Here is a 19,849-nt window from a genome sequence, read left to right on the forward strand (position 1 = left end):
CAAAAAATTGAGGAACCCAGATGACGCCCTACCTAAATTTAGTCTCTCACATCCTAGATCGCGGTACAGAAAAATCAGATAGAACTGGAACCGGGACTCTCAGCGTTTTTGGTCACCAAATGCGTTTTGACTTACAAGATGGATTTCCACTGCTTACAACTAAAAAGCTTCATTTGCGGTCGATTATTCACGAATTGCTTTGGTTTCTTTCAGGCGACACGAATATTGGCTACCTGAAGGACAATAAAGTCAGCATCTGGGATGATTGGGCTGATGAGGAAGGGAATCTTGGACCCGTCTATGGAGCCCAGTGGAGATCATGGAAAACTCCAGATGGTCAAGTCATCGACCAAATCACCCAACTTGTCGAACAAATTAAGAATTTTCCGGATTCACGCCGCCTGATGGTGGTTGCCTACAATCCTGGTGAAATAGATAAAATGGCACTGCCGCCCTGCCATGCACTCTTTCAGTTTTACGTGGCAAACCGTCGCTTGAGTTGCCAGATGTACCAAAGAAGTGCTGATGTCTTTTTAGGAGTCCCTTTTAATATCGCAAGCTACAGCCTACTTACGCTGATGGTGGCTCAGGTCTGCGACCTCATACCAGGTGAATTTATTCATACTCTCGGCGATGCTCACCTCTACCTCAATCACCTGGATCAGGCCCGTCTGCAGCTCACGCGTGTACCTAAAAAGCCTCCCCAGATGACGATCAATCCTGAAGTTAAAAATATATTCGGTTTTAAATATGACGACTTTCAACTCGTTGGGTATGAGCCACACCCCCATATTAAGGCCGAGGTATCAGTGTGATCACTATTTCTCACATCGTGGCAGCAGCAACAAATGGAGTCATTGGTCGCGACGGTGGCCTCCCTTGGCATTTACCTGAAGATCTGAAATTTTTTAAAGAAAAAACTCTTGGACACGCGATCATCATGGGTCGAAAGACCTTTGAATCAATTGGCCGTCCACTTCCCAAGCGTCTCAATATCATTGTGACCCGACAAAAGAATTATCAACCCGAGGGAACCTTGGTTTTTGCAGATTTAATTGAGGCACTGGCCCACTGTCAAAAGGAGGTCCTCACTTGGGGTAACGAAGTGTTTATCGTTGGAGGCGGAGAAATCTTTACGCAATCAATGGAGCTTGTGGAGCGCATTTACCTGACGAGAATCCATCAAGAAATTCAGGGTGATACTTTCTACCCTCAGCCTGATAAAACCAAATTTATAGAGACTTCTCGCTCAGATAGAGAGGAACCCTTGCCCTTTTCTTTCATAACACTTGAACGAATCCCATCTCCTCGCTCATCGAAGGATTATTTGAGCCTTTGCTGAAAGGCTCGTGAAAGAGATAGTTTTTCAAAATATTAAATTCAGGAATTACCTCAAAAAGGTTTTCATTTCGAAGCGCATCTTTAGAAGAAGCGGCTCTCATGAAGCTTGGAATTAACTGCTGACGATCCTCACTCTCCATAAATTCAATCGCCTCGTCGACAAGATCGAGGTAGAACCGATACCTCTTCATTCTCACTCGACGCCTCATTACTTTTTCTGCTTCAGCCCTCGTAATAAGCAAACGCTCCTTGGCCAAGGTCTTTAGTTCTTGAGGTAACACTTGGGTTCGATAATGATAGGGATGATGGAGATTTACTAACTTGGGAATCGGAATGATTCGCTCAAACTGACTCAAATATTCAAATAAACGATCAAGTTGAGTGACGTTATACATCTGAACCGTCGTGTTGATCAGAACCAATCGTATCCCATACTTCTCAAAATTCTGTTCAAGGTCTAAAAGATTTTTTTCAACGGTCTTCCACTTTGCTGGAAAGCGAATGTAGTCATTTAGGCTCCCATAGGCGTCAACACTTGCATAAATTCGGATGTGGTTGAAATGAGGCCACAGTTCCTTTACCTCATCTGGAATAATCGTCATGTTGGTGTTGTAGGAGATCCAAATATTTTTCGCCCTTCCTTCTTCAATACACATCCTCATCACCCAGATCATTTGGGCAACGATCATAGGCTCACCACCTGCAAAATGAAGGTGCCTGAGGTACGGAATTTGCTTCCTAAAACTCTCCCAAATTTGAGGATCTTCATAATAGCGATAGCGACGATACTGATCCAATTCAGATTCGGATTGACCAAACCATTCCTGATCGATCTTCCCCCAATCCTTGATCCACTTGGAAGAAGAGCGAGGATTACACATTCGACATGCCAAATTGCAAAGATTTCCCAATCTGTAGTCGGCGGATCGAATTCTGACTTTAATTCCTCCATCGGGTCGAGTGTCATTGATGGCCCGTGTGATAAACTGATGATAGGTTGCGTTCTCAAACTGACGACGACTGAACCCCCCATTATTTTCTGTGATTCGACACCTTTCACAGATCCTAGACCACTCCCCCTTCATCTGTTGAACTCTGAGTGACTTCATAAAATTGGTATTCATCAAAACTTCGTCATCATGAATCCTACTGATATTGATCGGGATTCCATTCTGATCAAGATTGTTACTATTGTACTCCTCACTCACACAACAAACCTGAACCTCACCGCCGACGTTTGTGAATCGATGAATCCAAGGAAGAACGCAAAAGGTCGGAGATACGCGATCACCTCGGTTAGGTTTAAAATCATCGTCACTCATATCACCCAAGGCTCCTCCCACTCAGTTTGCCCTTAAAATGAAGCTATAAAATCAGAAATTCATCATCAGTTCAATGCCAAAGACCAGATCTCATTGCAATCTATTAAGCCTCGCAATGAGACGCCGATGAGTTTATTGAGAGAATAGCAACCCTCAGATCAAAGATTGATCTGTTGGCTTCACAAAGTGATGCCGTGTTCTTCAAGGAGGAGGAAAATGGGTTTAAGAATCAACACCAATACCGCGAGTCTAAATGCCCAAAGAAATTTGATGGGCACCAAACTCGCACTCGACAAGAGTCTGGAAAGATTGTCGTCTGGCTTTAGAATCAATAGAGCCGGGGACGATGCGGCCGGACTCGCAATCAGCGAGAACCTCAGAGCCCAAACACGTGGCTTGAAACAAGCTTCACGAAATGCCCAGGACGGCATTTCACTTGTCCAAGTTGCAGAAGGTGGTCTGAACGAGGTCAGCTCCATATTGATTCGACTGAGGGAGCTTGCTGTGCAAGCGGCTTCTGATACGATCGGACCAGTGGAGAGACAGTTCCTCAACGTCGAATATGATCAACTCGTATCCGAGGTTGATCGCATTGCCGATGGAACTGAATTCAATGGAACTCAATTGTTGAGCGGAACGGGCTCAATACTTGATTTTCAGGTTGGCACTCGTAACGATCCAAACATTGATCGCTTAAGTTTTGACGCTTCAAAAGCAGACTCTAATGCAGCTGCTTTAGGGGTGAATTTAACTAGTGTGGCAGATAAGGCCTCGGCTCAGAACAGTTTAAGTGCTATCGATTCAGCAATTGTGAGTGTTTCAGCAATGCGAGCTGATTTTGGAGCCATCCAAAACAGGCTGCAGTCATCGCTGAACAACATTGCGGTATCGATCGAAAACATGTCTGCAGCCAACAGCCGGATTCGCGACGCGGATATTGCCGAAGAAACAGGCGAACTCACAAGGAACAATATCCTTTTGAATGCTGGCACTTCGGTTCTCGCACAAGCAAATCAATCTGCACAAGTTGCACTGGGTCTCTTGAACCGCTCACTCGGTAGTTAATTAAATTACTGAGTGTACTTTAGGTTCACGAACTTTAGCTCACGGGCGCGGAGTTAGGCTCCCGCCTCCCCGGCAAATAGTCGGTGGGTACTTGAACGAATGTCTACTGTTTCCTGCGGGAAACCGCCCTATTCATAGTGGCGGTTTCCAATTTGAGTGAAGCCAACGCAAGGGAATACGAGCAAGACTCCGTAGAGCGCATCAGTGTCTCTTGGATCATCAAAAATAATACTGGAAATCTGGACTTAAACTCCTTCTCAAATATGACGATCTGACTATGGGGCTCTTTGGATTCTCCAAAGAACCATTTATAAAACAATGAGTGCATGACGCACTCAAATGCCAATGGAAGGCAGCTATCAAGGAGGATAAGCCATGCAAGGAGGATAATTATGGCCTTAAGGATATCAACCAATGTGGCATCACTAAATGCCCAGAGAAACTTGGTAAATACCAACCGAGCAATGGATCAGTCTCTCGCTCGACTGAGTTCGGGTTTCCGAATCAATCAAGCGGCTGACGATGCGGCAGGACTCGCAATCAGCGAGAATCTTCGAGCGCAAATTCGAGGTTTGGGACAAGCCAATCGAAATGCCCAAGACGGTGTTTCTCTGGTTCAGATAGCGGAGGGAGGATTGAATGAGGTCTCGGCAATGATGATTCGTCTGCGTGAGCTGGCAATTCAAGCGGCTTCAGACACCATCGGTGATGTTGAACGAAAATTCCTTGATGTGGAATATCAACAGCTCAAGTCGGAGATTCAGCGAATTGCTGAAGTCACTTCATTCAATGGGTATGATTTGTTAAATGGAACGGGTGGAGTCATGGACATTCAAGTCGGAGTGAACAATGACCCCTTCAAAGATAGGATCTCGTTTAATACATCAGCGGCCAATTCTTCGCTCGAAGCTCTCGGAATTACAGCCGAGTCCGTCGCCACAAAGGAGCAGGCACAGATGAGCCTGAGTGCCGTCGATATTGGAATGGTTTCGGTCAATGCGATGCGAGCAAATTTTGGGGCCATGCAGAATCGTCTGCAATCCACCATCAATAACCTTAACATCGCCCATGAGAATCTGTCGGCAGCAAACTCACGAATTCGTGATTCTGATGTCGCAGCTGAATCTGCCGAATTGACGAGAAACTCAATCCTGACACAGGCTGGAGTTTCAGTACTCAGTCAGGCCAATTCAATTCAACAGGTGGCACTCAAACTATTGGGTTAGTCAACGAGAAGTTAACAGCGGGTATGCGGTGGTGATTTTTAAAATCGCCACCGCCATAGATTCCTGATCCAACGACCCTTGTTTTATGGTCTGAGATAACGATAAAAAGCAACAAGACCAAGTGCACACGCAATTCCGTAACCCAAGGCCGCCAAAATAGGCAATTCAAATACCTTTGGACCGCGATCAATCACCATCAAGAGCGAAGATGATATCAATAGGCCTCCAATAACAAGACCCAAAAAAATTGTGTGAGCAGACTTTACCACCGTCAAAGACATTTGAGTCATCTGCAAAATATCTAACTTAATCGCATAAGAGGGACTATTGATCTTTCTCAGGTACTGTTTTAAATGCCGAGGAAATCCCGACATGACAGAACTCAGATCTTTTCCAGCAGCAGTCAGGTCGCGCATCACCTTTGAAGTCTCATATCGATTTTTTACCAATTCATCGGCGAACTCAAGCGAGTGGGATAAGAAGTCAAAATCCTTCATCACGATCCGTCCCATCCCCTCAATAGAAACGATCGATTTAAAAAATAAGACAAGCTCCGTCGGTAGCTTTAACTCGTGGCGAGAGGCAACTCCAGTTGAGTCAAGGAGAAGGCGACCGGCATTCACATTTTTTAGAGTGAGACCGTAATAGGGAGCTATTAAATCGCGCAAATCCCTAGCAAATCGATCGACGTCCACATGACCGGTGTAAGGCGCCATATCAACGTACTCATAAGCCAGCCGCTCATAGTCTTCAGTAAATAAAGCTACCAGCATGCTGGCAATTGCATTTTGAGTTTTCTTATTTAACCGACCCACTAGACCAAAATCAATGAGACCGATCTGGTTGTTGGGCAATACAAGAAGATTTCCTGCATGTAGGTCACCGTGAAAAAGCCCATCTGTAAAAACCATTTTTAGATAGCACTTAAGCCCCACTCTTAAAATGGCCTCCCGATCAACCCCCTCCTGTGCCAGAGCATTTTTGTGACTCAGTGGCACGCCCTCCAACTCTTCAAGAACAATCACTTTTCTTCCGGTCAACTCCATGAATACGTTGGGAATTTTTATGCTCGGCTCACTCGCAAAATTTCTTTGAAATCGGCGAATGTTGTTTGCCTCTATGACAAAATTTGTTTCCTGCTCCAGAGCGCGAAAAAATTCATTCACGATAGCGGTGGGAGAATAGAATCGAGCCTCATCAACATGCTTCTCTAGCAATCCGGCAAGGGTGTACATGATACTCAGGTCTTCAGCAATAATATCCTGAATCCCAGGTCTCTGAATCTTGACCACAACGTGGGAGCCATCCTTCAATATTGCACGATGAACCTGAGCAATACTCGCAGCAGTCATTGGCTCTCGTTGAATTGATTCAAAAATATCTTGTAAGTGGGCCCCAAACTGTTCCTCCAAAATGACCTGCATGAGTGAAAAATCGAGAGTTGGAGCCTGGTCATGGAGCTTCTTTAATTCTTCAGCTACATCCGCGGGAACAAGATCGGGGCGAGTCGCCAACAATTGACCTAATTTGACAAAAACGGGTCCCAACTTTTCAAAACAAAGGCGCAGCCTCTCGCCAGTTGATAAACCAGCTAGCTCTTGGGAACTCAACTTGTCAAAAATGAATCTACCGAGATTTGCCCTTTCGGCGACCTCTTGAAACCCGTGCCTTGCGAATACCGCCACTATCTCTCTGAGTCTGAGAGCGCTTGTGATTGGATTCTGTTTCTTTAGATAGGACCTGAGCACGCTTGCCTTCCAATACAGGTAGAAAATCTATTTTTCCATCCTGAGTGTCAGTTCTAGCTACCGCCACCCGAATGACATCACCAATGTTATAAGATACTCCAGACTTTTTACCAATCAATCTCAAATGATCTTCATCAAATTTAAGATCATTTTGAGGAAGGGCTTCCGTTCTTACCAAACCATCGACGTCAAATTGGCGAAGCAGGACAAAAATCCCAAATTTTGCCACGGAGCTGATGATGCCATCAAATTCCTCTCCCAAATGTTTGGCCATGAACCTGGCCTTCTTGATCGCCTTAACTTGACGCTCTGCTTTTGCCGCTCGTTGTTCGCGCGCACTCGTCATTGTCCCAATCGACTGCAGCTGAGGATAAGGAATAAACCCATAGCCCCTCTCTGGTATGATGGCAGCCTTAAGCAGTCGATGAACAATGAGATCTGGATAACGCCTGATCGGAGAAGTAAAGTGAGTGTAAAACTCAAAGCCTAAGCCAAAATGTCCCACATTATCGGGGCTATATTTAGCCTGACTCATCGTTCGTAAGGTCAATATATGAAGAATTTGTTCTTGAGGTTGTCCCTCAAAATGCTCCAATGCTTGACCAATTTTCTTCTGAAGCTTTCCTCCTCCGAGTCCTTTACTAAAACCAAAAATCTGCAAAAATCTTTCAAGTTCTATAATACTATCTGCGTTTGGAACTTCATGTATGCGATACAAGGAGGAAACTTCCCTCTCGTGAAAAAATTTGGCGACGGCAACATTGGCTGCAAGCATCATTTCTTCAATCAATCGGTGAGAAAAAAGTCGATCCGCTCGAATGATATCTACCGGTTGCCCCCCTTCATCAACTTCAACTTCAGTTTCTGGAATTTCCAGATCAAGGGAGCCTTCCCTGATCCGCTTGTCCATAAAAATATGAGCCAAATCACTCGCCCGTGAAAGCATGCTTTTTACATGTTCCAAATGACTAGGACAATTTCCATCAACTATCTCTTGTGCTTCACCGTAAGTTATTCTCGCCTTGCTCTCAATCACAGCTTCATAAAAATTCTGTGAAGACAAACTCCCACTAAAATCAAATTTCATATCCGCCACAAGAGCCAATCGCGGCACACCGGGACGCAGAGAGCACAAATCATTACTCAAGCTTTCAGGTAACATCGGCGAAACAAAATTCGGAAAATAAACGCTGGTGCCTCGCTCATAAGCCTCTTCATCAATGGAAGATCCGGGCTTTACGTAGTGACTCACGTCAGCGATCGCCACGATCAAATGAAATCCCTCAGGTAAGGTTTCTACAAAAATGGCATCGTCAAAATCCTTCGCTGTCACACCATCAATCGTCACAAAATTAAAAGAACGAAGATCGGTCCGACGCTTAAATTCGAGATCGTTCAAATCGTCTCTGATTCCTTCTGATTCCCTCAGGGTTTTTGATGAAAAATCGTAGGGAATAGACTGAGTATGCAAAACCCTCATCGCATCATTGAGTGGATCAAGAGCATCGCCAATAACCGATATCACTTCTCCACAAAACCCCCCTTTGTCTCCCGGAAAAGATTTGATCTGCACCAACACCCAATCGCCTTCAGTGATTTCCAGGTGAGTTGGGCAAATTGCAGTCAGATCTTCTCCCCACCCATGACTGACATCATGAAGAATTCCCCGTTCCTTCCCTTGCGCCCAATACTGACCCGTCGCACGGGCTGTGTTTCTGACCAATATTTCGATCAATTCTCCGCGCAGGCGATGTGTCGCCTTTTCAACAATGACTCGGATCTTAATCCGATCGTTAGTCATGACCCCACTCATCTCTCTTCGAGAAATATAGATATCTGGAATATCAGGACTTTCCGGTACAAAAAATCCGAAGCCGTCGGGATGTCGTTTGACAACCCCTTCCAATATATTGGGTAGTTTGGTTCGTCGCTTGTTCATTGATTCTCACTTGGTATGCTATGATAGAAGTCTGCATTGGTGATGTGACCCTATCCTATTTTCGATATTTTAGAAAGTTGAAATATCGTTCCTTGAGTACGTCGAGTTCTGCGACAGCACCACATTTCGGGCAGGCGAAACCATCCTGAACCAAAATCCCCTCCTTTGCATCTGCTGTTCCTTCCTTATAATCCTTCCCGCGATGAACGAGGTGCATTTCGGTGTGATCACATCCGGAGCAGTAATAGGGGATATAGAAGGATTCAACCAGAGCATTTGATGGGAGAAACCCCTCTAAAATATTCATTTGATCCACCACATTTCTAGGACACTTTACAAATTGAAGCTCCATTCCAGAAGCCTTTCTAATCCATAACAACCAGCCCCGCAGTCCAATTGAATTGACAAAGCGAATACCCGAAAAGTCAAAGGTCGCCTTCTTAACACCTGTGAGATCAATTTTAGAAAATTCAGCATTCTCGTCAATATCCCCTTGAAAAGACAAAATAAGCCGATCTCCCTGCCACTTTTTATCGGTTTTAAATTCGTTTTTCATTTTTTGAGCCTCTCTCTGGTAGAATTACGTACAGCTATATCTCAAAAACCATCCCCTCAACGCCAAAACACCACTCTAATTTATTTGAATCCAATCTCTGCTCTTTTGCCATTCGAATCGCAGATTCGTGATAGGAACGAGTCTGTTGTTCCACTTTCTGAATTTTTTCATCTGTGGCTGCTGGGTCATGATGAATGAAGACCATTTTTTTCACTCTCTCACGCATCCCAATATCGATTCCAATCGGAGCTGAGGCATGGCCCCAATTTATTTTTTCTGCTGCTTCAAGGAAGGTGTACTGGGCATCATAGATGAGCAAATCGACATCTTCATACAGCGGAAGATCCTGTCCTAGGTCTTTCCTGCTGACTCGAGTCCCTTCAGTGTCCACACAATGAGAAAAAACCTTCCCACCACTTTCGCAACGATATCCCCAACAGGGATCTGGATGATCCAATTGATAAGGGGTGACCGCTACATCATGCAGGACAAAAGGAGCTCTCGGCTTCAGTCGATGAAAGGAAATCTGAGCTCCAAGCTGTTCAAAGGAAACTGGAAAGTGAGGTTTACAAAACATCCCACGCACTCTGTCCTCAAGATCCTCTTGAACAGCATAAAAATGAATTCTATTTCCTGGAATAAAGATGGGGACAAAAAATGGCAAGCCGATCAAATGGTCCCAATGAAAATGAGTCATGAAAATATGGACCTCACCCTTGCCTAAACCACAAGGCCCCATCATAAGAGACTCCCCATAGCGACGAATTCCACTCCCCCCATCAATAACGAAGTCGGCCTCGTGACTCGTCACCTGAATGCAGGCCGTGTGTCCTCCATAGCCTCCCACTCGATAGGGAGGAAGACTCTCAAGGAAGGCTTTCGCTCCTCCTGAATTGGATCTCTGAAAAATTTCATACTCTTCGAGCAAATTCTGTATTTTGCTGCGAAGGTATTGAGGTGGAACGGGGGCCGGAAGTGATCCACGCGTCCCCCACAATCTGATTCGCAAATTCATGATCAGTGTCTTTCATCTAAAAGTAGAAATTATACCCCACAAATCCCTCAATACCTGACAAGGTAACTCCTAAGTCATTTCCATCAAGCTCGACTTCTTTGCCGTTTTGCGCCTGACTCAAACTCGCAGGGCTGGGAGACCCAGAGGTAAAATCGCCCGAAACCGAAGACGCCTTAAGCCTTTCAATACCCAGAATTCTCAAGTTACCTTCAAGACTAAAACAGTGGTTTGGACTCAGAAAACAAAATTCAGCTCCGATGCCACCCAGATAACCAAGATCATTGCCAGAAAATTCAAGAGAGTTGTTGCCCTCTTTTATGTCTCCAGAAACGGATCCCCACCCCAAACCTAACTGGGTATAAAATTTGATCATTGTATCTTCGAGAAGATAAAATCTAAACATCGGAAATACTGTTACCCCGATGAGGCCGTACTCATAATTATTGCCAAGTGTATCTGAGCCGTCCCCGTTTTGATACATCATTCCGAGACGTAACTGAAAAGCTGTCATTCCAGAAAAGCGATAGCTGATGAAACCATTTCCTTCCCAGGCATTGCCAAGTTGAGGAGTTGAAATTCCCCCAGCTCGCTGATTTGATCGAGTGGACAGTTTGTTCAAATCTGATTGGTCGGCAGCCGTAATACCTAGGTTTAAACCCAATGACCAGCCACCCCCGCCTCCTTTTGCAGCAAAAGACCCCATCGCAGGCAAGATCGTCATCAAAACTGCTAGTAAACGAACCATAGATGTCAGCATTTTCCCCTCCCTTTCTGTCAATGATCGAGGAAAACACATTGGAGTTCAATCAGAGGTAAAAACCCTAGACTTTCAGCGGTCCGCTATTTCTTGAACCGTTCTCAATTAATTAAGAAAGTGTTAACTTATTATGGAAATATTTCGCCCATTCAACGGATAACTGCCGACCGAGCAGATTCTTAAACTCCTTCTCTTCGAAGGTCTTGCCGTTGATTGAATATCGGGCAGCCGCCTTTTCGCCCTGACCATCATCGAAAACTTCCATAACAGCTTTTGCGTGCAAGTCCTTTGAACGTATCGAAATGACCAATTTCTTTGCCCCTCCTTGAGAAAGGGATTCTACACTGCTTTCCATTCTTAAGAAAAAAACACCCTTTTTCTGAGACCGCATTGATCCCTCGAAAAAAACATTTGATCGTTTCCCGCCCCGATCTTCAAGGGAACTCACCAAACCCGAAAGGGACACTTGATCTATATCATTGAGCTGGCGGTAGCCTGAATCTAACACCTGATACTTGTATTCCAGATTGATATTTTCTTCCAAACCTTGCACTTTCGTTTCGACTCGAGAAGAAAAAGCGATAGGACAAACTGTACCCTCCACAACCAGAGATTCATTTTTCAGGCTGGTAGCCTCCCCTCCAAAGGAGGAAGAATCGATACGACAGAATTGGCGCCCGATCTTTGTAGCCATCTTACTGACGAAGGGATCTTCTTTTTCGCTGAAAAAATCTTCAAGATTTTGACTCGCCGAGTCCGAAGAGATCTTCCTTTTTGTTCCCTCTTCCCTCTCTGATCGAGCTTTCTCAACGGCATTGGCCGCTCGATCTAAAGAGCCAGTGATTGATCCCAACAAACTGAGCTCTTCACCACTGAGCGGAATATCGGGGTCATTTGACAATTGAGAGTCACATCCTGCAAATAGGAGAATTCCACTCAGAGAGCTTATTGCCAAAACTTTTTTCACAATAAATTCCATTCCTTAAGTCTGAAGATGAAATCACTGTCTGTCTATTCAATTTCTGAGACTGTTGACCCGTCGCACGACCTCCCTTTATGGTAGACCAATGAGTTTCGAATTCCTTACCGATGTTCTGCAATATTCTGTCGATGGTTTTTTCGCACAACTTCCACAGAAGAAACCCTCATTCAAGCACTTGCGTTTCTCTAAGATCATAGCTCACCGAGGCCATCACGATAACACTCAGGTTTTTGAAAATACTTTGACCGCCTTTGATAGCTGCTTGAAAAACCAGATTTGGGGAATCGAGCTCGACGTCCGTTGGACCGAAGATCTCTTTCCTGTTGTGCTCCACGATCAGGACTGTGGCAGAGTTTTTGGCCGCCCGAGCCTCAAGCCTTCTCGTTACACTTTAAGAATGCTCAGACAACATGCTCCCATGATACCAAGCCTTCAAGAAGTGGTAGATATTTTTGGTTTACAGATTCACTTGATGATTGAGTTGAAGGAAAGTCTTTCTGATCCCGATAACATTAAGATTCAAAGACTTCTCGATATACTTAAAGCTCTGAGACCCGGGATCGATTATCATTTGATGTCATTTTCAAAGGAAATTCTTAAGCGTGTTGATTTTCTGCCTCCTGATTCTATGCTGGGCATCGCAGATTGGGACCTTGGTGAAATGAGCAAAGAATGCCTCAACCGAAATTATGGAGGTTTAACGGGACATTATCTTTTTATGACACCTTCTCTCATTGAACTTCATCACCACCACCAGCAAAAAATTGGTGTCGGATTCATCAAATCACCAAACAGTCTTTACCGAGAAATTAACCGCAAAGTTGATTGGATTTTCACCAATCATCCCTTGCAGTTAAAGCAATGGATGCTTGAATTACCTTAGTCGAGCCAAATTCTCCCGCAGACTGGCAAGTTTGGTCTGGTGTTCCTCCAATTGAGCTCGAGCCAGAATGACAATTTCTGGAGGTGCATTTTTGACAAAATTGTCGTTTTGTAAGCGCATTGAGATTCCAGCAGCATCCTTTTCGCCCTTCTCAATAACCTTTTCTAGACGCTTAACTTCCTCTTCCAGATCTACAATTCCCTCGAGCGGAACAACCACCATGACTTTATTTTCACCTACCACAAAGGGACTGATCGCGCATTTTTTTAAAGAGCCTGTTTCCCCAATCTCACAAGAGCCCAGTTTAGCAAGTCTCATGATCGCGACCTTATTCGACTGCAAAATCTTCTGCAATTTATCTTCCGATGGAACCAACCGCGCAGTAATTTCTTGTCCGGGCTTAATTTGATTCTCACCGCGAATATTTCGAAGGGCTGTGATAACTCCCTTCACTACATCCAATTCAAATGCCTGTTCCTGAGAACCCCCCTTGAGCCAGTTTCTCTCGCTCAAAACTGTGGGATAGCGATCCACAACACAAGCTTCCCCTCTGATTGGAAGCTTTTGATATAACTCTTCCGAAATAAAGGGGACAAACGGATGCAACAATCTCATTAACCTATTAAGAACCTGAGCCAAAACAATCTGGGTTGCTCTCTTTTCGCTGCTGTCCCTTCCATATACGACTGGTTTGATAAATTCCAAGTACCAATCACAAAATTCATGCCAGGCAAAAGAGTAGATGGCATTGGCAGCGTCTGAAAATCGGTACGATTCTAAAGATGTCTCGACTTCCTTCATACAGATGCTCATCTTATAGATAATCCACTGGTCAGCGTGAGAAAGGTCATTCAGTGGAGGCAAATCGTCAATGCTGACTGATTTGAAATCCACATCCTCTATGGCTTTAAGCGCAAATCGAGTGGCATTCCATAGTTTGTTCATGAAATTGCGATATCCCTCAAGTCTCTGATCCGAAAACTTGAGATCCTTACCCGTAGAAACCTGAGACAACAAAGTAAAACGAAGCGCGTCGGCCCCGAACTTTTCAATCAGTTCAACTGGGTCAGCTGAATTGCCCAGCGATTTAGACATTTTTCTGCCTTCAGAATCTCTCACTAATCCATGAATGTACACGGATCTAAAAGGAACATCCTTTTTAAATTCCAGGCCCGCCATCATCATGCGAGCAACCCAAAAGAAAATGATATCGTGACCAGTTACCACGACATTCGTGGGATAAAAGGTTCGCAATGCCTCCGTCTCGTTTGGCCATCCCATGGTGCTAAATGGCCAAAGCGCCGACGAGAACCAAGTATCTAAAACGTCCTCCTCTTGATGAATTTGGGTGCTACCACAGCTTTCGCAGTTTTGAGGGTCTGCCTCCACAACCGTCACATGGCTACAATCATCGCAATGCCAAGCCGGAATACGGTGCCCCCACCACAGCTGACGGGAAATGCACCAATCTTGGATGATATTCATCCAATGCAAATAGGTCTTGGTCCATGACTCGGGTTCAAACAGAACGGTTCCACTTTCAACAACTCGCTTGGCTGGGAGGGATATCTCTGAGGTTTTCACAAACCACTGCTCCGAAAGCAAAGGTTCTACAACGACACCCGATCGGGAGCAGTGCCCAACAGAGTGTATATGAGCTTCAATTTTCTCTAAAAAACCACCACTTTCAAGATCACTAACAACCTGTTCACGGGCCTTTTTTGCAGTCAAACCCTGATAGGCCTTCGGAACGTTCTCATTGAGAGCACCTTTCCTATCTAGAATATTAAGTGAATCTAACTGATGTCTCTTGCCAATCTCATAGTCATTAAAGTCATGAGCTGGAGTAATTTTTACGACTCCTGAACCAAACTCCCTATCAACATAATCGTCCCCAATTATTTTTATCAACCGATCTGTGAGTGGAAGTTTGACACTTTTTCCAATGAGCGAATTATATCTTTCATCCTCTGGATGAACAGCGACGGCTGTGTCGCCCAATAAAGTCTCAGGTCGAGTGGTTGCAACCACGAGATGTCCCGTCCCGTCTTGAAGTGGATAACGGATATGCCAGAGACTTCCCTTAACTTCTTTGTAATCCACTTCCAAATCAGAAAGCGCAGACTCTAACTTCGGACTCCAATTGATCAGGCGAGTGCCCTTATATATCCAATTTTTCTTATAAAGCTGAACAAATACCTTCCGAACGGCCGTTGACACGCCCTCATCCAGAGTAAAGCAGAGACGATCCCAGTCACAAGAATCACCCAACCTCTTCATCTGCTCAATGATCCGCTCGCCATACTGCTCTTTCCATTCCCAAACCTTCGCAACAAAATCCGCGCGGCCCATCTGATGGCGAGTCTTTCCTTCTTTGGCCAACTGCTTTTCAACAACACTCTGAGTGGCAATTCCCGCATGGTCAGTTCCCGGAAGCCAGAGAGCATTAAATCCACTCATCCGCTTCCACCGAATAAGGGCGTCTTGAATACTGTGATTAAGTGCGTGGCCCATATGCAGAGACCCTGTAACGTTTGGTGGCGGCAAAATGATGCAATAGGGAGGCTTCGTGGAAACATCCTGCGCTTTGAAATAACCTTTATCCATCCACCATTGATACAGCCGACCTTCAACCTCTTCGGGACTATAACGATCAGGCAATTCCAAAAAAACCTCCTTCAACCATTGCAACGATTGGAAAAAAATCCAAAATATCGACCACAGAATTTACCATTAATCTCAGCAGGGAAACAAGGCTGGAAGACTCGATTACACTCCCGACTCAATAAAGGTTCGAAGCGATTTCACTCCTCCATCTAAAATGTAAATATTCACATACCCCTGTGTCCCAAGATCTTTAGCCACCTTTGATGATACTTTTCCATTTTGACATACAAGGATAACAGGAGAATCCAACCCGGCTGATGCCTCCGAAAGCGAACTCTTCACCAGTTTTGGAGATAGCCTTCGAGCCCCTGACAGAAAAGGTGCGAAGAGGAGTTCCTCCTTTTCCAAAAGCAGTTTCGGCTCACGCAAATCAAACAGAAAAAAATGGCCAGAATTTTGGATAATATTCTCAAGCTGAAAAGGGCCAATCTTCCAGACATCCAATTTCTTAAAAAACCGCTTCAAACGACAACCTGTGCCTTCGTTGGTATACTTTGAAAAATTGAAATCCCGATGAGCAAAGAAATTCCAACGACCAAACTTGCCGCCCAAAACGGCGACTGATGACTGACATCACGATAAAGTAAGCCTCCCAATACGGGCCCCAAGATACGCCCCAGCGCACTTAAACTTTGATTGATGCCCATCACGGAACCCTGTTCAGATTCCTTTGTGAGCAAACTAATGCTGCCTGATAACGAAGGATTAATGAAACCCGTTCCAAGGCCCAAAAAAGTGACAGCAACGGCCAACTGCCAAACTTCACTCGATGCGGCGATGCCTGCAAGCCCCAGCCCTTTCATGACCAGACCAGACATCAACATACTTCGTTCCCCGACCAAAGGAAGAAATTTGCGGATAAAATACCCCTGGGTGATAACCATAACAATCCCAACGTAGGCAAAACCGAGACCCGCATTCATGAGGCTCCAATTAAACTTATCCTGAACAAAAAGAAAAAGGGCTGCTTCCATGTGTGCCATTGCAAAGGATGCTAAAAAATACATCACCTGAAGTTGACCTATCACCGGATAAAACAGGTGCTTTCTCATCAGGCCAAAGCGCGATTTCCTTTCGGTCACAATTTTTAATTCAGCAGGTCGAGATTCCACAAGGACATGCCAAGCAAAAAATGCATTCAACAAACAAATCACAGCCGCAACGACAGCCGCAAAACTCGGACCAAAGGGCGGACTACTTCCGAGGCTTTCGCCTACATGACCAGCTAATGCTCCTAAGGCAGGCCCCAAGACAAAACCTAAACCAAAGGCTGCCCCGATGATGCCCATATTTTTAGAACGAGATTTTTCATCTGTTATGTCCGCAATATAAGCCATTGTTGCCGATATGTTTGCGCCAAAAATACCAGCCAATAGTCGGGCCACAAAAAGGAGAGTGTAGGTCGTCGAAAAGGCAAATATCAAATGCGACAGACCGGCCCCCACCAAACTCAGCAATATGATGGGTCTACGCCCCCAACGATCGCTCAGTTGCCCCCAAAACGGCGAAAATACAAACTGAGCTCCAGAATATACCGCCATCAAGAGCCCAACCTGAAGGGCATCAGCACCAAAGGCCCTGGCCAAATAGGGACTCAATGGAATAATGATGCCAAATCCAATGAGATCAATGAAAACTGTTAAGAAAATGACAACTAAAGGTTTGTTTTTTATGCTCAAAGGAATTCCTGTTGTAGAATATCAATCATGAAAATAGAGATTATGGAACGATGTGGGATATTAGCGCAGTTTGTACTCCGAATCCAGCTTTGTGCTGTATTCAGTGTCGGATTCCTTGCCACCGCTGATCCGGTGATTTTTCGCCCAAAATCAAATCGAGCTATTTTTGATGCTAAACTTTTTAGCAGCGAAGATAATTTTGACTCTATTGATGGCACTTTTGAAAAGTTGGGACCGAATAAATATTTCAATGTGAATACCTATAGGCTTGAATGGAATTACGTGGCAACCAGTAGGAAAGCTTATAAATTGGGACTTACCGCAAGTCAGGGTGAAAGCTCAGATGGAGTCTCTTTGCGAAAAAACTCTGTCCTTAGCAACGCCTTTTTAGGTATGCAGTACTTTCTCCTAACAAATCCTATGAAGATAAAGCCAGAACTGATGGTCCTTTACTCAAACACACCAATTGACCCCAATGGCGACGACGTCATCCTCAGCGAAGGGGTTCTAGAGGTTAAATTTGGAACTTGGCTGCAGAAAAAGGCCTTGTCGTTGGACAATTACATTTATTTGGGAGCAGATTATCGCGCTGATGGAAGGGCGAGCCTGGCAGAATATGTCATTGGTACAAAAATAGATTTTGATGGCCTGGCTTTGGGAGGTGAAGCCTTTGGATACCAAAGTATCACGGACGATGAGCTAACAAATACTCCATCTCAACGCACAGCAGTTACTTCTCGAGTCAACGGTGGCTCCCTCAAATATTATTCTATCAATCCAAATCTTCTCTCGGCAAAGGCATATGTGGAAGCCCAGATCAGTGAAGCACTCGCTCTGAAGGGAGAATACACCTTTGATCTTCAGGGCAAAAACTCGGCCAAAGGAAATACGATTGGAGTTCTGGTTGTCTGGGACTTCAATTCTGTCCAAGGAGAATTTACGAAAACTCGCCGGAAAGAAGTAAATAACGATGATCTAAAGAAGTTCAATATTGAAAGCACAGAATACAATGAAAGACTCTTTCAGGAAGATTCTCCAAAACCATTTCGCCGCAAGAAAGAAAAAACTGACGAAGAAATCTTAAACGAAGCTGAAAAACACTTAGATAAAAAATTCAAAAAATAAAGTGATTTTTATCACTGAAAACTTTTGGCCGATTTGCTTCCTTTGGTCACTGCATCGTGGACTTTTGATCGAATAAGATCCTCTTCATGAATCTGATCAACTTCTCGAGTTATCGAAAGACTCAAATCGGGACTCGGCATAATCTTCTGCCCTTGATCAAGCATTGTCAGATGACTCTGAATCAAAGCTTTTAAATTGCTCTCAAACTGCAGTCTAATTCTTTTTAAATCGGTGATTTCGCTGTAGATTTTTTTGAGTGAATCACGGGCATCTCTCACAATAAGTTCACTCTTCTGATTGGCATCTCCCACAATCAAACGAGATTCCCGCTCCCCATCTTCGCGAATCTTTTCAGCCATGCGCGTGGCCGTTGTAATAGTTGTTTTTAAAAGCTCATCACGCTCTCTAAAATCCACAATGGTTAAATCTCGCTCCCTGAGTGTTTCACGTAAATTATTTCTCTCTCTCACAAGCGCTTCCATCTCATCAGCAACCACCCGCAAAAAATCAATGACCTCATCAGCATCAAGGCCCATGAATCTACGACCAAATGTCTTGTGCGCGATATCTATTGGTGCAATTTTCACCGCTCCCCCCATGTTCAAACTTATTCAAATATTCAGATCGTATCATTTGTCGCCAGAGAATTCTAGCAGAGAGAGGCAGGAACCTCAACCTGTCGCTCATAAACTGCTGATCTAGACTGATGTCTGTCCAATTTCGCGATCCCTTAATACAGATTTTTCGAAGCTGTAACGAAGAGCTCGTTCGATCTCAAGTTCTCGCATAGAATCCAATCCCGCGGCCGTGACACCTTTTTTAGATACCACTCTGTTTTGCAGTTCCTGCAAGGCTGTTTCTGGCGCCTGATCTGCCAAAAGAGAGGCTCCTAAAAAGGTACTCACCGTCATTGTTTTCGCAATTTCCGCCTCGAACCCATGCTCTTCTAACCATTCTTGCCAGTAAATCATCAATTCGAATACGAACCCAATACCACTTGAACATGAAACTGTGAGTGCCTCAAACTCTTCCCCTTCTTCTACCTGCACCACAGTCCCTAAGGCACTCAATAAATCTTCGGCAACACCTTCCATGCCTTTCGCTGACTCTGCCAAACAAAAACCCACAACGGATTTATTGATTATGGCAGCCGTATTTGGCATAGCTCTGATCAGATTCCTCACGTTTGGCATCGCTTTTTTTAAAGTCCTCAGTGAAACTCCCGCCATGAGACTGATCACCGTATGATTGAGGCCAAAGGCAGAAGAAATAGGCTCAATCCCTGAAATAAAATCCTGAGGTTTTACGGATATGATCACCACGTCACAATGCTCCAGCAACTCCTCATTGTTAACTAGAGCTCGAATTCCCATCTGTTCAGCGAGCTTTTGCAGTTTTCCCTGAGTGCGATTCGTTGCAAAAATTCTTTCGGCAGGAATTTTATTGGTATTCACTAGAGCTCGAATAATGGCCTGACCCATATTACCAGTACCTATAAAACCTATGTTGCGACCTTTTAAGAAATCTCCGGTCATGCATTCCCC

The 19,849-nt window shown here is 44.6% G+C and carries 18 protein-coding genes; 6 read left to right on the plus strand and 12 right to left on the minus strand.

From position 1 onward, the window contains the following. The first annotated feature begins 20 nt into the window (after positions 1 to 20). Together IPL83_14965 and IPL83_14970 are read left to right on the plus strand one after the other, a co-directional pair. Complete coding sequence (locus IPL83_14965; protein MBK9040438.1) at positions 21 to 815, plus strand: thymidylate synthase; 795 nt, start codon at positions 21 to 23, stop codon at positions 813 to 815. Beyond that, positions 815 to 1,342, plus strand: a complete 528-nt coding sequence (locus tag IPL83_14970) for a dihydrofolate reductase (protein ID MBK9040439.1) — start codon at positions 815 to 817, stop codon at positions 1,340 to 1,342. The genes IPL83_14965 and IPL83_14970 overlap by 1 nt, the downstream gene beginning before the upstream one ends. On the opposite strand, the gene IPL83_14975 is transcribed toward IPL83_14970, so the two are convergent. Continuing rightward, positions 1,281 to 2,672: a radical SAM protein gene (locus IPL83_14975; GenBank protein MBK9040440.1), complete on the minus strand. Its 1,392-nt coding sequence runs from the start codon at positions 2,670 to 2,672 to the stop codon at positions 1,281 to 1,283. The genes IPL83_14970 and IPL83_14975 overlap by 62 nt on opposite strands. 207 nt (positions 2,673 to 2,879) lie before the next feature. Between IPL83_14975 and IPL83_14980 the strand changes: the two genes are divergently transcribed. Next, positions 2,880 to 3,728, plus strand: coding sequence for a flagellin FliC (locus IPL83_14980; protein ID MBK9040441.1), 849 nt, complete (start codon positions 2,880 to 2,882; stop codon positions 3,726 to 3,728). 392 nt (positions 3,729 to 4,120) lie between these two features. Then, positions 4,121 to 4,954: a flagellin FliC gene (locus tag IPL83_14985; GenBank protein MBK9040442.1), complete on the plus strand. Its 834-nt coding sequence runs from the start codon at positions 4,121 to 4,123 to the stop codon at positions 4,952 to 4,954. Positions 4,955 to 5,037: 83 nt separating this feature from the next. On the opposite strand, the gene IPL83_14990 is transcribed toward IPL83_14985, so the two are convergent. The 6 genes from IPL83_14990 to IPL83_15015 form a co-directional block, all read right to left on the minus strand. Beyond that, the gene (locus IPL83_14990) at positions 5,038 to 6,564 is read right to left on the minus strand and encodes an AarF/ABC1/UbiB kinase family protein (protein ID MBK9040443.1); all 1,527 of its coding nucleotides are present in this window, start codon (positions 6,562 to 6,564) and stop codon (positions 5,038 to 5,040) included. Between the two features lie 16 nt (positions 6,565 to 6,580). Next, positions 6,581 to 8,641 carry a ribonuclease R gene (gene rnr, locus IPL83_14995; protein ID MBK9040444.1) on the minus strand — a complete coding sequence of 687 codons (2,061 nt, stop codon included), beginning with the start codon at positions 8,639 to 8,641 and terminating at the stop codon, positions 6,581 to 6,583. Positions 8,642 to 8,696: 55 nt separating this feature from the next. Beyond that, positions 8,697 to 9,197, minus strand: a complete 501-nt coding sequence (locus tag IPL83_15000; protein MBK9040445.1) for a hypothetical protein — start codon at positions 9,195 to 9,197, stop codon at positions 8,697 to 8,699. Positions 9,198 to 9,231: 34 nt separating this feature from the next. After that, complete coding sequence (locus IPL83_15005; protein ID MBK9040446.1) at positions 9,232 to 10,206, minus strand: MBL fold metallo-hydrolase; 975 nt, start codon at positions 10,204 to 10,206, stop codon at positions 9,232 to 9,234. Positions 10,207 to 10,228: 22 nt separating this feature from the next. Beyond that, positions 10,229 to 10,969 carry an outer membrane beta-barrel protein gene (locus IPL83_15010; GenBank protein MBK9040447.1) on the minus strand — a complete coding sequence of 247 codons (741 nt, stop codon included), beginning with the start codon at positions 10,967 to 10,969 and terminating at the stop codon, positions 10,229 to 10,231. Between the two features lie 109 nt (positions 10,970 to 11,078). Then, positions 11,079 to 11,936 (minus strand): hypothetical protein, encoded by an 858-nt coding sequence (locus IPL83_15015; GenBank protein ID MBK9040448.1) that lies wholly within the window; start codon positions 11,934 to 11,936, stop codon positions 11,079 to 11,081. A 100-nt stretch (positions 11,937 to 12,036) separates the two neighbouring features. Between IPL83_15015 and IPL83_15020 the strand changes: the two genes are divergently transcribed. Next, on the plus strand, positions 12,037 to 12,834 hold the full coding sequence (locus IPL83_15020) for a glycerophosphodiester phosphodiesterase (GenBank protein ID MBK9040449.1): 798 nt from the start codon (positions 12,037 to 12,039) through the stop codon (positions 12,832 to 12,834). Here the strand turns inward: IPL83_15020 and IPL83_15025 are convergent. The 3 genes from IPL83_15025 to IPL83_15035 all read right to left on the minus strand — a co-directional run bounded on the left by IPL83_15025 (position 12,826) and on the right by IPL83_15035 (position 17,180). Continuing rightward, positions 12,826 to 15,516, minus strand: coding sequence for a valine--tRNA ligase (locus IPL83_15025; GenBank protein ID MBK9040450.1), 2,691 nt, complete (start codon positions 15,514 to 15,516; stop codon positions 12,826 to 12,828). The genes IPL83_15020 and IPL83_15025 overlap by 9 nt on opposite strands. An 87-nt stretch (positions 15,517 to 15,603) precedes the next feature. Continuing rightward, a complete protein-coding gene (locus IPL83_15030; protein ID MBK9040451.1) occupies positions 15,604 to 15,966 on the minus strand; it encodes a rhodanese-like domain-containing protein in 363 nt (120 codons plus the stop codon). Further along, the gene (locus IPL83_15035; GenBank protein MBK9040452.1) at positions 15,963 to 17,180 is read right to left on the minus strand and encodes an MFS transporter; all 1,218 of its coding nucleotides are present in this window, start codon (positions 17,178 to 17,180) and stop codon (positions 15,963 to 15,965) included. The genes IPL83_15030 and IPL83_15035 overlap by 4 nt, the downstream gene beginning before the upstream one ends. A gap of 27 nt (positions 17,181 to 17,207) precedes the next feature. Between IPL83_15035 and IPL83_15040 the strand changes: the two genes are divergently transcribed. Further along, complete coding sequence (locus IPL83_15040; protein MBK9040453.1) at positions 17,208 to 18,305, plus strand: hypothetical protein; 1,098 nt, start codon at positions 17,208 to 17,210, stop codon at positions 18,303 to 18,305. An 11-nt stretch (positions 18,306 to 18,316) separates the two neighbouring features. Here IPL83_15040 and IPL83_15045 read toward each other — a convergent pair whose 3' ends face one another. Together IPL83_15045 and IPL83_15050 are read right to left on the minus strand one after the other, a co-directional pair. Further along, positions 18,317 to 18,892 carry a DivIVA domain-containing protein gene (locus tag IPL83_15045; GenBank protein ID MBK9040454.1) on the minus strand — a complete coding sequence of 192 codons (576 nt, stop codon included), beginning with the start codon at positions 18,890 to 18,892 and terminating at the stop codon, positions 18,317 to 18,319. A gap of 111 nt (positions 18,893 to 19,003) precedes the next feature. After that, the gene (locus IPL83_15050; GenBank protein MBK9040455.1) at positions 19,004 to 19,840 is read right to left on the minus strand and encodes a pyrroline-5-carboxylate reductase; all 837 of its coding nucleotides are present in this window, start codon (positions 19,838 to 19,840) and stop codon (positions 19,004 to 19,006) included. Positions 19,841 to 19,849: the final 9 nt, after the last annotated feature.

It is taken from the genome of Bdellovibrionales bacterium, from assembly GCA_016716765.1.
Taxonomy (GTDB): Bacteria; Bdellovibrionota; Bdellovibrionia; order Bdellovibrionales; family UBA1609; genus JADJVA01.

What these genes read in the sequence shown, in the direction of transcription:
- IPL83_14965 (MBK9040438.1), top strand. Translation starts at nt 21, where the DNA reads ATGACGCCCTACCTAAATTTAGTCTCTCACATCCTAGATCGCGGTACA.
- IPL83_14985 (MBK9040442.1), top strand. Translation starts at nt 4,121, where the DNA reads ATGGCCTTAAGGATATCAACCAATGTGGCATCACTAAATGCCCAGAGA.
- IPL83_15020 (MBK9040449.1), top strand. Translation starts at nt 12,037, where the DNA reads ATGAGTTTCGAATTCCTTACCGATGTTCTGCAATATTCTGTCGATGGT.
- IPL83_15050 (MBK9040455.1), bottom strand. Translation starts at nt 19,840, where the DNA reads ATGACCGGAGATTTCTTAAAAGGTCGCAACATAGGTTTTATAGGTACT.
- IPL83_15010 (MBK9040447.1), bottom strand. Translation starts at nt 10,969, where the DNA reads ATGCTGACATCTATGGTTCGTTTACTAGCAGTTTTGATGACGATCTTG.
- IPL83_15040 (MBK9040453.1), top strand. Translation starts at nt 17,208, where the DNA reads ATGAAAATAGAGATTATGGAACGATGTGGGATATTAGCGCAGTTTGTA.
- IPL83_14980 (MBK9040441.1), top strand. Translation starts at nt 2,880, where the DNA reads ATGGGTTTAAGAATCAACACCAATACCGCGAGTCTAAATGCCCAAAGA.
- IPL83_15000 (MBK9040445.1), bottom strand. Translation starts at nt 9,197, where the DNA reads ATGAAAAACGAATTTAAAACCGATAAAAAGTGGCAGGGAGATCGGCTT.
- rnr (MBK9040444.1), bottom strand. Translation starts at nt 8,641, where the DNA reads ATGAACAAGCGACGAACCAAACTACCCAATATATTGGAAGGGGTTGTC.